The 12342-nt window shown below is 73.4% G+C and carries 11 protein-coding genes; all 11 read left to right on the forward strand.

The annotated features are described in order from the left end of the window. The first annotated feature begins 19 nt into the window (after positions 1-19). Positions 20-949 carry a glutamate ABC transporter substrate-binding protein gene (locus JQT67_RS06665; protein ID WP_208064013.1) on the forward strand — a complete coding sequence of 310 codons (930 nt, stop codon included), beginning with the start codon at positions 20-22 and terminating at the stop codon, positions 947-949. A gap of 63 nt (positions 950-1012) precedes the next feature. Then, positions 1013-1660, forward strand: a complete 648-nt coding sequence (locus tag JQT67_RS06670; RefSeq protein WP_021011818.1) for an amino acid ABC transporter permease — start codon at positions 1013-1015, stop codon at positions 1658-1660. Further along, positions 1657-2595 (forward strand): amino acid ABC transporter permease, encoded by a 939-nt coding sequence (locus JQT67_RS06675; RefSeq protein WP_208064014.1) that lies wholly within the window; start codon positions 1657-1659, stop codon positions 2593-2595. The genes JQT67_RS06670 and JQT67_RS06675 overlap by 4 nt, the downstream gene beginning before the upstream one ends. A gap of 43 nt (positions 2596-2638) precedes the next feature. Continuing rightward, positions 2639-3685, forward strand: a complete 1047-nt coding sequence (gene pheS / locus JQT67_RS06680; RefSeq protein ID WP_208064015.1) for a phenylalanine--tRNA ligase subunit alpha — start codon at positions 2639-2641, stop codon at positions 3683-3685. Then, positions 3685-6168, forward strand: a complete 2484-nt coding sequence (gene pheT, locus JQT67_RS06685) for a phenylalanine--tRNA ligase subunit beta (protein ID WP_208064016.1) — start codon at positions 3685-3687, stop codon at positions 6166-6168. The genes pheS and pheT overlap by 1 nt, the downstream gene beginning before the upstream one ends. A 9-nt stretch (positions 6169-6177) precedes the next feature. Further along, entirely contained in the window at positions 6178-6828 is a 651-nt protein-coding gene (locus JQT67_RS06690) for an SIMPL domain-containing protein (protein WP_208064017.1), read from the forward strand. 30 nt (positions 6829-6858) lie between these two features. Further along, entirely contained in the window at positions 6859-7905 is a 1047-nt protein-coding gene (gene argC / locus JQT67_RS06695; protein ID WP_208064018.1) for an N-acetyl-gamma-glutamyl-phosphate reductase, read from the forward strand. After that, a complete protein-coding gene (gene argJ / locus JQT67_RS06700) occupies positions 7902-9065 on the forward strand; it encodes a bifunctional glutamate N-acetyltransferase/amino-acid acetyltransferase ArgJ (RefSeq protein ID WP_208064019.1) in 1164 nt (387 codons plus the stop codon). The genes argC and argJ overlap by 4 nt, the downstream gene beginning before the upstream one ends. Continuing rightward, a complete protein-coding gene (gene argB, locus JQT67_RS06705) occupies positions 9055-9993 on the forward strand; it encodes an acetylglutamate kinase (protein WP_208064020.1) in 939 nt (312 codons plus the stop codon). Before argJ ends, argB begins: the two co-directional genes overlap by 11 nt. Further along, positions 9990-10919, forward strand: coding sequence for an ornithine carbamoyltransferase (gene argF / locus JQT67_RS06710; protein WP_208064021.1), 930 nt, complete (start codon positions 9990-9992; stop codon positions 10917-10919). Before argB ends, argF begins: the two co-directional genes overlap by 4 nt. Beyond that, complete coding sequence (gene argH / locus JQT67_RS06715; protein WP_021011827.1) at positions 10916-12334, forward strand: argininosuccinate lyase; 1419 nt, start codon at positions 10916-10918, stop codon at positions 12332-12334. Before argF ends, argH begins: the two co-directional genes overlap by 4 nt. The last annotated feature ends 8 nt before the right edge of the window (positions 12335-12342 follow it).

The following is a 12342-nucleotide window of genomic DNA, read 5'->3' on the forward strand; positions in this document are numbered from 1 at the left end:
CCGAAGAAGGAGAAGCACCATGCGCAGCAAGCTCACGCTCGGCGTGGCCGCGTTCGCGGTCCTCGCGCTCACCGCGTGCGGCGGCCCCGCCGGCACGACCTCGTCCGAGGCGCCGGAGGAGCCGACCGACACGGGCTCGGCCACCTCGAGCGACCACCCCTACGGCCTCGAGGTCGCGGAGTCGCCCGAGTTCGAGGCGGGCACGACCATGGCCGAGTTCGCCGAGGCCGGCACGATCACGATCGGCACGAAGTTCGACCAGCCGCTGTTCGGCCTCGTCGGCCCCGACGGTGCTCCCGAGGGCTTCGACGTCGCGGTCGGCTCGCTCATCGCAGCCGAGCTCGGCATCGCGTTCGAGGACATCCAGTGGGAGGAGACGGTCTCCGCCAACCGCGAGACGTTCATCGAGAACGGCACCGTCGACCTCGTCGTCGCGACCTACACGATCAACGACGCGCGCAAGGAGAAGGTCGACTTCGCCGGGCCGTACTACGAGGCCGGCCAGGCGCTCATGGTGCAGGCGGGCAACCCCGAGGGCATCACGGGCCCCGACGACGTCGCGGGCCTGTCGGTCTGCTCGGTCGAGGGCTCGACGCCCGCGGCCCGCATCGTCGACGAGTACGGCGCCAATCTGCAGGCGACCGACACCTACTCGAACTGCCTCGACCCGCTCCGCAACGGCCAGGTCGTCGCGGTGACGACCGACAACGTCATCCTCGCGGGCTTCGTCGACCAGAACGCGGGTGAGTTCGAGCTCGTGAACGAGGGCGAGACCTTCACGTCCGAGCCCTACGGCATCGGCCTCACCAAGGGCGACGACGCGTTCCGCGACTGGATCAACGACGTCCTCGAGGAGGCCCAGGCCGACGGCACGATGGACTCGCTGTGGGAGCAGACGGCTGGTGCAGTCCTGCCCACGCCCGAGTTCCCGGCAGTCGACCGCTACTGATCGATCCACGGCGCCGGGTGCGGGAGGTCCTCCTCCCGCACCCGGCGATCGGATGAGGGACTGATGCAAGCACTACTCGAGAACTGGCCGCTGTGGCTGCAGGGCATGTGGATGACCCTGCTGCTCACCGGCGCCACCACGCTGTTCGGGCTGCCGATCGGCATCCTGCTCGCCGGCATGCGCGTCTCGCCCGTCGCGGCGCTGCGCGTGGTCGCGACGGTGTGGACGGAGGTCGCGCGGAACACGCCGCTCACGCTCGTGTTCTTCTTCACGGCCTTCGTGCTCCCGAAGCTCGGCATCATCCTCGACTTCCAGCTCGGCGCGATCATCGCGCTGACGTACTACACGAGCGCGTTCTTCGCCGAAGCGGTGCGCTCGGGCATCAACTCGGTGCCGATCGGCCAGGCCGAGGCCTCGCGCTCGATCGGCCTCACCTTCAGCCAGACGATGGGCCTCGTCGTGCTGCCGCAAGCGTTCCGCAGCGTGCTGCCGCCGCTCATCAACGTCGTGATCGCCCTCATCAAGAACTCGTCCGTCGCGATGGGCTTCTTCGTCTTCGTGCTCGTCTCGGTCGCGCACCGCCTCTCGAACACGTACGGCGACCAGGCGCTGCAGATCTTCCTCGGCATCGCCCTCAGCTACCTGATCCTCACGGTGCCGCTCGGCCAGCTGGTCGACCACCTCGAGCGCAAGTGGAGCGTGCAGCGATGAGCGGCTCCGTCCTCTTCGACGCCCCGGGGCCGAACGCCATCCGGCGCTCGCGCATCCTCTCGATCGTCTTCGCCGTAGTCGCGGTCGCGGCACTGGCGCTCGCCGCCTACCAGCTCTGGCTCGGCGGCGCCTTCTACCAGGACCGCTGGGACATCTTCCAGTCGCCCGACCTGTGGTTCGGTGCGCGCGGCCTCATGGTCGGCCTCCGCACGACCCTCACGATCGCCGCGATCGCCGCAGTCGGCGCGCTCATCCTGGGTGTCGTCTTCTCGATCCTGCGCAGCGCGCCCTCGAAGTGGGTGCGGGTGCCGGTCACGATCGTGCTCGAGTTCTTCCGCGGCATGCCCGTGCTGCTGATGATGCTCTTCATCCTCATCGTCTTCTCGACCGGCGCCTACTGGGCCGTCGTGTGGGCGCTCGTCGTATACAACGGGGCGATCATCGGCGAGGCGCTCCGCGCCGGCATGAAGTCGCTCCCGAAGGGGCAGCGGGAGAGCGGCCTGGCGATCGGCCTCACGCCGCTGCGCACGACGCTCGAGATCGAGCTGCCGCAGGCCTTCCGCATCATGCTGCCGATCATCCTCGCGCAGCTCATCGTGCTGCTGAAGGACACCTCGCTCGGCTACATCGTCGGCTCGCCCGAGATCATCCGCATCGGACGGCAGCTCGTCGACTTCTACGACCGCCAGGGCGGCCCGTACGCGCTCTCGATGTTCTTCGTCATGCTCGCGATCTTCCTCGCGATCAACATCACGCTCTCGTGGCTCGTCCGCGTGCTCGCGCGACGGATGGCGCAGCCGCGCCGCGGCGGTCCCAACCTCGACGGCTCGAAGACCGAGGCGATCCCGCTCTCGACGCAGGCGATGCGCGAGGTCAAGGATCCGCAGGCCGAGATCACGCGGCTTCCCGGAGCGGGTATCGGCGGGCAGGGCTAGAGCGCGGCCCGGCGCGCCCCGAGCGCGCCGGTAGGATCGTCCGGTGCCCCAACCCGACGCATCCCCTGAACTGAGCGCGCGCGTCGACGCGGCCGTGCAGGCCGCGCTCGCCGCGATCGACGCCGCCTCGACGACGGCCGAGCTGCAGGCCGCGAAGTCCGCCCACAACGGGCAGGGCTCCGAGCTCGCCGGCCTCAACGCATCCCTCCGCGACATCGCGCCGGAGGAGCGCAAGGCCGCAGGCCAGACGATCGGCGCCGGCCGCGCCCGCGTCGCCGAGGCGATCGCCGCGCGCCAGGGCGAGCTCGCCGCGGCCGAGGAGGCCGCGCAGCTCGAGGCCGAGCGCGTCGACGTCACCGCGCTCCCGCGCCTGCGCGCGCCGGGCGGCCGGCACCCGCTCTCGATGCTCGCGGACGAGATGACGGATGTCTTCGTCGGAATGGGCTGGGAGGTCGCGGAGGGCCCCGAGCTCGAGCACGAGTGGTACAACTTCGACGCCCTCAACGTCGACCCCGACCACCCCGCGCGCGGCGAGTCCGACACCTTCTACGTCGCGCCCGCCGAGCGGCACCTCGTGCTGCGCACGCAGACGAGCCCCGTGCAGGCGCGCTCGATGCTGACGCGCGAGCTGCCGATCTACATCGTCGCGCCGGGCCGGGTCTACCGCACCGACGACATCGACGCGACCCACCTGCCGGTCTTCACGCAGATGGAGGGGCTCGCGATCGACAAGGGCCTCACGATGGCCCACCTCCGCGGCACGCTCGAGCACCTCGCCCGCATCATGTTCGGCGAGGAGGCGAAGATCCGCCTGCGCCCCAACTACTTCCCCTTCACCGAGCCGAGCGCCGAGATGGACGTCTGGCACCCCGGCATGCGCGGCGGACCGCGCTGGGTCGAGTGGGGCGGCTGCGGCATGGTCAACCCCAACGTGCTGCGCGCGACGGGCGTCGACCCGGAGGTCTACTCGGGCTTCGCGTTCGGCATGGGCGTCGAGCGCACCCTCCAGTTCCGGTACCAGCTCGACGACATGCGCGACATGATCGAGGGCGACGTGCGCTTCACCGAGCAGTTCGGGATGGTGATCTGATGCGGATTCCGCTGTCATGGCTCGCGGAGCACGTCGAGCTGCCCGCCGAGGGCGCTGCCGAGTGGCTGCACGCGACGCTCGTGCGCGTCGGCTTCGAGGAGGAGGCGGTGCACGGCGGCGAGCTGCGCGGCCCGATCGTCGTCGGCCGCGTGCTCTCGATCGAGGAGGAGCCGCAGAAGAACGGCAAGACCATCCGCTGGTGCCAGGTCGACGTCGGCGAGGCGCACGGCGGCGTGCGCGGCATCGTCTGCGGCGCGCTCAACTTCGTCGAGGGCGACCGGGTCGTCGTGACCCTGCCGGGCTCGGCGCTGCCGGGCGGCTTCGAGATCGCCGCGCGCAAGACCTACGGCCACGTCTCCGACGGCATGATCGCCTCCGAGCGCGAGCTCGGGCTCGGCGACGACCACGACGGCATCATGCGCCTCGATCAGCTCGGCATCGAGGGCGAGGTCGGGGCGGATGCGCTGGCGATCCTCGGCCTGGACGACCAGGCGGTCGAGATCAACGTCACGCCCGACCGCGGCTACGCGCTCTCGCTGCGCGGCATCGCGCGCGAGGTCGCCGCCGCGACCGGCCAGGCGTTCACCGACCCCGCCGAGACCGCGCGCGCCCGCGACGCCGGGCCGAAGGCATCCGGCTTCTCCGTCTCGCTCGACGACGACGCGCCCATCCGCGGCCGCGCCGGCTGCTCGCGCTTCGTCGTGCGGGTCGTGCGCGGCATCGACCCGTCGCGCCCGAGCCCCGCGTGGCTCGCCTCGCGGCTGCGGCTCGCGGGCATCCGCTCGATCTCGCTGCCCGTCGACATCACGAACTACGTCATGCTCGAGCTCGGCCAGCCGATCCACGGCTACGACCTCGCGAAGCTGCGCGGCGGCATCGTCGTGCGCCGCGCTGAGTCGGGGGAGACGCTCGTCACCCTCGACGACGTCGAGCGGAAGCTCGACCCCGAGGACCTGCTCATCACCGACGACCGCGGCGCGATCGGCCTCGCGGGCGTCATGGGCGGCGCGGAGACCGAGATGGATGCGTCGACGACCGACGTGCTCATCGAGGCCGCGACGTTCGACCCCGTCTCGATCAGCCGCACCGCCCGCCGGCACAAGCTCTTCTCGGAGGCGTCGAAGCGCTACGAGCGGGGCGTCGACCCCGCCGTCGCCGACGCCGCGGCGGCGCGCGTCGCCCAGCTGCTCGTCGAGCTCGCGGGCGGCACGCTCGACGAGCTCGGCACCGAGGTCGGCGAGGTCGCCGCGATGCAGCCGATCTCGATCCCGGTCGGCTACTGGAGCGCGCTGCTCGGCGGCGACTACGCCGACGACGAGGCGCGCGCCGCGCTCGAGAGCGTGGGCGCGACGATCGACGAGGGCCCGGTCGCGTGGACGGTCACCCCGCCGACGTGGCGTCGCGACCTGACCGATCGCGAGGGCCTCGTCGAGGAGATCGCCCGCATCGTCGGCTTCGACCGCATCCCCTCGGTGCTGCCGGTCGCTCCGCCGGGGCGCGGCTACTCGCGCGCGCAGCGGCTGCGCCGCAAGGTCGCCGACGCGCTCGCCGCGAGCGGCCACACCGAGGTGCTCGTCGCGCCGTTCGTCACCGAGCGCCAGGCGCGGCTGACCGGGCACGCGCCCGTGCGGCTCGAGAACCCGCTCGACGGCGAGCGCCCGTGCCTGCGCACCGCGCTCGTGCCGGGCCTCGTCGACACCGCGCACCGCAACCTCGGCCGTGGGCTCACCGACCTCGCGCTCTTCGAGCTCGGCCGTGTCTTCCGCGCCGTCGACGGGCAGGGCACCGACGAGCTGCCGGGCGCCGAGTCGCGGCCCGCCGACGACGTGCTCGCCGATCTCGACCGCCTGCCCGAGCAGCCGCTGCACGCCGCGGTGCTGCTCGTGGGGGAGCGGGTGCGCAAGCAGCCCGGTCGCGCCGCCGAGCGCTTCGGCCTCGCCGACGCGATCGAGGCGGCCGAGCGCATCGCTCGCACCGTCGGGCTCGAGCTCGAGCTTCGGCAGGCCGAGCGGTCGTGGCTGCACCCCGGCCGCACCGCCGAGCTGCTGCTCGGCGAGACGGTCGTGGGCGTCGCGGGCGAGCTGCTGCCGCAGGTCGCGGCGGACGCCGACCTGCCGCGCGGCGTCGCGGTCGCCGAGCTCGACCTCGACGCGCTCATCGAGCGCGCGCGCGTGCGGCTCGACACCCGGGTGATCGCACCGGTGCCCGCCGCGACGCAGGACCTCTCGGTCGTCGTGCCCGTCGCGGTGCCGGCAGGCGACGTGCAGCACGCCGTCCGCGACGGCGCGGGAGCGCTGCTCGAGCACATCGCGCTCGTCGACGACTACCGCGGCACCGGCCTCGGCGACTGCGAGAAGTCGCTCACGTTCGCGCTCCGCTTCCGTGCGCCCGATCGCACGCTCACGGCGGCCGAGGCGAGCGAGGCGAAGCTCGCGGGCCTCCGCGTCGCGACCGAGCGGCACGGCGCGCGGCTGCGGGAGTAGCATCCGGTCGTGGTCGAGATCCTGGTGCGCGGCGAGGCCGCGCTGCGCGCCGCCGCCGAGCGCGCGACCGTGACGGTGCACTCCCGCTGGCAGGCCGATGCGCCCGACGCGGCGATGACCGCGGTGACGACGGCGCACGCGGCCGCGGTCGAGCGAGCGCGAGCGCTCGCCGCCGCGGGCGCGATCGAGTCGTGGCACGCCGACCGCGCGTGGGTCTCGCACCACCGCGAGTGGGTCGGCGAGGGGCTGCCGCAGCGCCTCGTCTTCACCGCATCCGCCGCCCTCACCGCGACGTTCGTCGACGTCGACGCGCTCGGCGCCTGGATCGGCGAGCTGGGCAGCGCGCCCGAGCACGAGGTCGGCGGCGTGACGTGGTCGCTCGCCGAGGAGACCGAGCGACGGCTCTCGAGCCGCGCGCGCGAGCTCGCGGTCGAGGACGCCCGCGCTCGAGCCGCCGACTACGCGCGCGCCGCGGCGCTCGGCGAGCCCGCGATCACGGCCATCCGGGAGCCGGACCCCGCGCCGGCGCGACCCTTCGGCAAGGCGCGCGGCGGCGCCGAGGCGGCGATGCTCGCGAGCGCCGACGGCAGCGCGCCCGTCGCGCTCTCGGCCGGCGAGATCGAGGTCGAGGCCGCCGTCGAGGTCGCCTTCCGGGCGTAGCGGCATCCGAGGGGCCGATAGCCTGGGAGCATGAGCCTCTCCGTCGCCGTCGCAGGCGCGAGCGGATACGCGGGCGGCGAGCTGCTGCGGCTGCTCGCGCAGCACCCCGAGCTGGAGGTGCGCACCGTCACCGCGCACGCCAACGCCGGGCAGCCCCTCGTGTCCGTGCACCCGAACCTGCGCTCCCTCGCCACGCTGACCTTCCAGGAGACCACCCGCGAGGTGCTCGCCGGCCACGACGTCGTCTTCCTCGCGCTGCCGCACGGGCACTCCGCCGGGATCGCCGCCGAGCTCCCCGACGAGACGCTCGTCGTCGACGCCGGCGCCGACCACCGGCTGCTCGACGCGGCCGAGTGGACGCGCTACTACGGCACCGAGCACGCCGGCACCTGGCCCTACGGCATGCCCGAGCTCATGCTCGCCGACGGCGGCCGCCAGCGGCGCGAGCTGCGCGCCGCCCGCCGCATCGCCGTGCCGGGCTGCAACGCGACCGCCGTGACGCTCGCGGCCGCACCCGGCATCGCGGCCGGGCTCATCGACCCGACGGGGCTCACGTCCGCGCTCGCCGTCGGCTCCTCCGGCGCGGGCCGTGGCGCGAAGACCCACCTGCTCGCGAGCGAGCTCACGGGCAGCGCGACGCCCTACGGCGTCGGCGGCACGCACCGCCACCTGCCGGAGATCGCGCAGAACCTCCGGATGGTGGGCGCGACCGAGGTGCGGCACTCCTTCACGCCGGTGCTCGTGCCGATGTCGCGCGGCATCCTCGCGACCGTGACGGCGCCGCTCGTGGGCGACGCGAGCGCCGACGAGCTGCGCGGCGCGTGGCTCTCGGCCTACGCCGACGAGCGCTTCGTGCACGTGCTCCCCGCAGGGCACTACCCGCGCACCGCCGACGTCATCGGCTCGAACTCGGTGCACATCGGCGTCGGCCTCGACCAGGACGCCGGTCGCGTCGTGATGATCGCCGCGCTCGACAACCTCGGCAAGGGCACCGCGGGCGCCGCGATCCAGTCGGCGAACATCGCGCTCGGCCTCGACGAGCAGCTCGGGCTGCCGATCGACGGGGTGGCGCCGTGAGCGTGACCGCGGCCGCGGGCTTCCGGGCAGCGGGCGTCGCCGCGGGCGTGAAGTCGAGCGGGGGCGCCGACGTCGCGCTCGTCGTCAACGACGGCCCGATCGATGCGGCAGCCGGTGTCTTCACCGCCAACCGCGCGAAGGCCAACCCGGTGCTGTGGAGCCAGCAGGCGCTCGCCGACGGCACCGCTCGCGCGGTGATCCTCAACTCCGGCGGCGCGAACTGCTTCACGGGCGCCTTCGGCTTCCAGACCACGCACCAGACGGCCGAGCGGGTCGCCGAGCGACTCGGCATCGGCGCCGTCGAGGTGCAGGTGTGCTCGACGGGGCTCATCGGCGTCGGCGACGAGGCCTTCCGCCAGGCGGTGCTCCGCGGCGTCGACCTCGCGGTCGACGCGCTCGGCGACGACGAGGCGGCCGGGCTCGCGGCGGCGCGGGCGATCATGACGACCGACTCGGTGCCGAAGCAGGCGATCGACAGCCGGGGCGGCTACACGGTCGGCGGCATGGCGAAGGGCGCGGGCATGCTCGCGCCGGGGCTCGCCACGATGCTCGTCGTGCTCACGACCGATGCGGTCGCCGACGCCGCCATGCTCGACCGCGCGCTCCGCGCCGCGACGCGCGTGACCTTCGACCGGCTCGACTCCGACGGCTGCATGTCGACGAACGACACCGTGCTGCTGCTCGCGTCCGGCGCCTCGGGGCAGCGCGCCGGCGAGGCGGAGCTCACCGCGGCCGTCACCGCGGTGTGCGACGACCTCGCGCGGCAGCTGCAGGCCGACGCCGAGGGCGCGAGCCACGACATCGCGATCGAGGTGCTCGGCGCCGCGAGCGAGGACGACGCGGTCGTCGTCGGCCGCTCGGTCGCGCGCTCCAACCTCTTCAAGGCCGCGATCTTCGGCAACGACCCGAACTGGGGCCGCGTGCTCGCGGCGATCGGCACGACGGATGCGTCGTTCGACCCCTTCGAGGTCGACGTCGCCTTCAACGGCGTGCGGGTGTGCCACGCCGGCGAGCCCGACCGCCCGCGCGAGGAGGTCGACCTCACCCCGCGCGAGACGCGCATTCGCATCGACCTGCACGCGGGCGAGCACGCGGCGACGATCCGCACGAACGACCTCACCCACGAGTACGTCCACGAGAACTCCGCGTATGCCAGCTAGGGACGAGGCGCAGCTCGCGCAGAAGGCCGCGACGCTCATCGAGTCGCTCCCGTGGCTCGAGCGCTACCGCGGCGCGACGATGGTCGTGAAGTACGGCGGCAACGCCATGGTGTCGGCCGAGCTCCAGCGCGCCTTCGCCGAGGACATGGTCTACCTCCGCCACGTCGGCATCGCGCCCGTCGTCGTGCACGGCGGCGGACCGCAGATCAGCGAGGCGCTCCGCATCCACGGCATCGAGAGCGAGTTCCGCGGCGGCTACCGCGTCACGAGCCGCGAGGCGATGGACGTCGTGCGCATGGTGCTCACGGGCCAGGTCGCGCGCACCCTCGTGTCGCTCATCAACGCGCACGGCCCCCTCGCCGCGAGCATGTCGGGGGAGGACGCCGGGCTCTTCACGGGCCGTCGGCGCGGCACGGTCGTCGACGGCGAGGAGGTCGACCTCGGCCAGGTCGGCGACGTCGTCGACGTCGACCCCACGCCCGTGCGGCGGCTGCTCGACGCGGGGCTCATCCCGGTCGTCTCGTCGATCGCGCCCGATGGCGACCGGCCGGGGGAGTCGCTCAACGTCAACGCCGACGCGGCCGCCGCGGCGCTCGCGGCGGCGCTCGGCGCGCAGAAGCTCGTCATCCTCACCGACGTCGAGGGCCTCTACCGCGACTGGCCCGACCGCTCGTCGCTCGTGAGCGAGATCACCGACGTCGAGCTCGAGGCGCTCCTGCCGTCGCTCGAGTCGGGCATGATCCCGAAGATGCAGGCGTGCCTCGCGGCCGTCCGCGCGGGCGTGCCGAAGGCCGCGATCATCGACGGCCGCGCGCCCCACTCGATCCTGACCGAGATCTTCACGACCGCGGGATCCGGCACGGAGGTCGTGCCCGCATCCGCCACCACCGCATCCCCCACCGAGGGCCCCGACCGAGGAGCAGCATGACCCGGCACTTCCTGCGCGACGACGACCTGAGCCCCGCCGAGCAGCGCGAGGTGCTCGAGCGCGCCGCGCGCATGAAGCGCGACCGCTTCGCCGAGCGCCCGCTCGAGGGACCGCAGTCGGTCGCCGTCATCTTCGACAAGTCGTCGACCCGCACGCGCGTCTCGTTCCACGTCGGCATCTCCGACCTCGGCGGCTCGCCGCTCATCATCTCGACGGCCTCGAGCCAGCTCGGCGGCAAGGAGACCGCCGCCGACACCGCGCGCGTGCTCGAGCGGCAGGTCGCCGCGATCGTCTGGCGCACCTACGCGCAAGCCGGGCTCGAGGAGATGGCCGCCGGCACGACGGTGCCGGTCGTCAACGCGCTCTCGGACGACTTCCACCCGTGCCAGCTGCTCGCCGACCTGCTCACGATGCAGGAGCACAAGGGCGAGCTCGCCGGGCTCGAGGTCGCGTTCGTCGGCGACGGGCGATCGAACATGGCGCAGTCCTACCTCCTCGCGTGCGCGACCGCGGGCATGCACGTGCGCGTCGCCGCTCCGGCCGGCTACGCGCCCGAGCCCGCGGTGGTCGCCGACGCCGAGCGCATCGCCGGCGAGACGGGCGGCAGCGCGACGGTCGGCGACGACGCCGCGGCCGCGGTCGCAGGCGCCGACGTCGTCGTGACCGACACGTGGGTGTCGATGGGCAAGGAGGACGAGAAGGCCGAGCGAGTCGCGACCTTCGGCGGCTTCAAGGTCGACCGCGCGCTCATGGCGCTCGCGAAGCCGGATGCGGTCTTCATGCACTCCCTGCCGGCCGACCGCGGCTTCGAGGTCGCGGCGGACGTCATCGACGGGCCGCAGTCGATCATCTGGGACGAGGCGGAGAACCGCCTGCACGCGCAGAAGGCGCTGCTGGCGTGGCTGCTGGAGAAGGCGGACGCATGAGCGAGCAGCAGCACGGCACGAACGAGGGCTCGCTGTGGGGCGGCCGCTTCGCCTCGGGACCGAGCCCCGAGCTCGCGCGGCTCTCGAAGTCGACGCAGTTCGACTGGCGGCTCGCGCAGCTCGACATCCGCGGCTCGCAGGCGCACGCGAGCGCGCTGCACGCGGCGGGGCTGCTCTCCGACGACGAGCTCGCCGGCATGCGCGCGGCGCTCGACGAGCTGAGCGAGCGCGTGCGCTCCGGCGCGTTCGTCGCCGCCGACTCGGACGAGGATGTGCACGGCGCGCTCGAGCGCGGCCTCATCGAGATCGCCGGCGCCGACCTCGGCGGCCGGCTGCGCGCCGGGCGCTCGCGCAACGACCAGATCGCGACGCTCGTGCGGGTGTGGATGCTCGAGGAGACCGAGGAGGTCGAGCGCGGCATCCGCGCGGTGATCGAGGCGCTGCGGATGCAGGCCGATGCGCACCCCGACGCGGCGATGCCCGGGCGCACCCACCTGCAGCACGCGCAGCCGGTGCTGCTCGCCCACCACTTGCTCGCCCACGCGTGGCCGCTCGTGCGCGACCTCGAGCGGCTCGCCGACTGGCGGGTCCGCGCGAGCGAGTCGCCCTACGGCGCCGGCGCGCTCGCCGGCTCGACGCTCGGGCTCGACCCGGCCCTCGTCGCCCGCGAGCTCGGGCTCGCCGCCCCGAGCCCGAACTCGATCGACGCGACGAGCGCTCGCGACGTCGTCGCGGAGCTCACGTTCGTGCTCGCGATGACCGCGATCGACATCTCGCGGCTCGCCGAGGAGGTCATCCTCTGGGCGACGCGCGACCTCGGCTTCGCGCGGCTCCACGACGGCTTCTCGACCGGGTCGTCGATCATGCCGCAGAAGAAGAACCCCGACATCGCCGAGCTCGCGCGCGGCAAGGCCGGCCGCCTCATCGGCGATCACACGGGTCTGCTCGCGACGCTCAAGGCGCTGCCGCTCGCGTACAACCGCGACCTGCAGGAGGACAAGGAGCCGGTGTTCGACGCGGTCGACCAGCTGCAGGTGCTGCTGCCGGCCTTCGCCGGGATGATCGCGACGCTCGAGTTCGACGAGGCGCGGATGCGCTCGGGCGCGGCGGCGGGGTACGCGCTCGCGACCGACGTGGCGGAGTGGCTCGTCAAGCGCAGGGTGCCGTTCCGCGAGGCGCACGAGATCGCCGGCGCGCTCGTGCGGCTGTGCGAGCAGCGGGGGATCGAGCTCGACGAGGCGAGCGACGACGACTACCGCTCGGTGTCGGAGCACCTGACCCCCGACGTGCGCGAGGTGCTGACGGTCGACGGTGCGATCGCCGCTCGCGCGGGGCTCGGCGGCACCGCTCGCTCCGCGGTCGACGCGCAGCTCGCCTCGCTCGACGAGCGCTTGTCCCGGCTCTCGCGCGGCTGACGTTCGGT

This window comes from Agrococcus sp. TF02-05, assembly GCF_017565345.1.
GTDB lineage: Bacteria > Actinomycetota > Actinomycetes > Actinomycetales > Microbacteriaceae > Agrococcus > Agrococcus pavilionensis.

Excerpts from the sequence above, each read along its gene's own strand:
- pheT (WP_208064016.1), top strand. The coding sequence starts at position 3,685 with ATGCGGATTCCGCTGTCATGGCTCGCGGAGCACGTCGAGCTGCCCGCC.
- JQT67_RS06665 (WP_208064013.1), top strand. The coding sequence starts at position 20 with ATGCGCAGCAAGCTCACGCTCGGCGTGGCCGCGTTCGCGGTCCTCGCG.
- JQT67_RS06675 (WP_208064014.1), top strand. The coding sequence starts at position 1,657 with ATGAGCGGCTCCGTCCTCTTCGACGCCCCGGGGCCGAACGCCATCCGG.
- argB (WP_208064020.1), top strand. The coding sequence starts at position 9,055 with ATGCCAGCTAGGGACGAGGCGCAGCTCGCGCAGAAGGCCGCGACGCTC.
- argH (WP_021011827.1), top strand. The coding sequence starts at position 10,916 with ATGAGCGAGCAGCAGCACGGCACGAACGAGGGCTCGCTGTGGGGCGGC.
- argC (WP_208064018.1), top strand. The coding sequence starts at position 6,859 with ATGAGCCTCTCCGTCGCCGTCGCAGGCGCGAGCGGATACGCGGGCGGC.
- argF (WP_208064021.1), top strand. The coding sequence starts at position 9,990 with ATGACCCGGCACTTCCTGCGCGACGACGACCTGAGCCCCGCCGAGCAG.
- JQT67_RS06670 (WP_021011818.1), top strand. The coding sequence starts at position 1,013 with ATGCAAGCACTACTCGAGAACTGGCCGCTGTGGCTGCAGGGCATGTGG.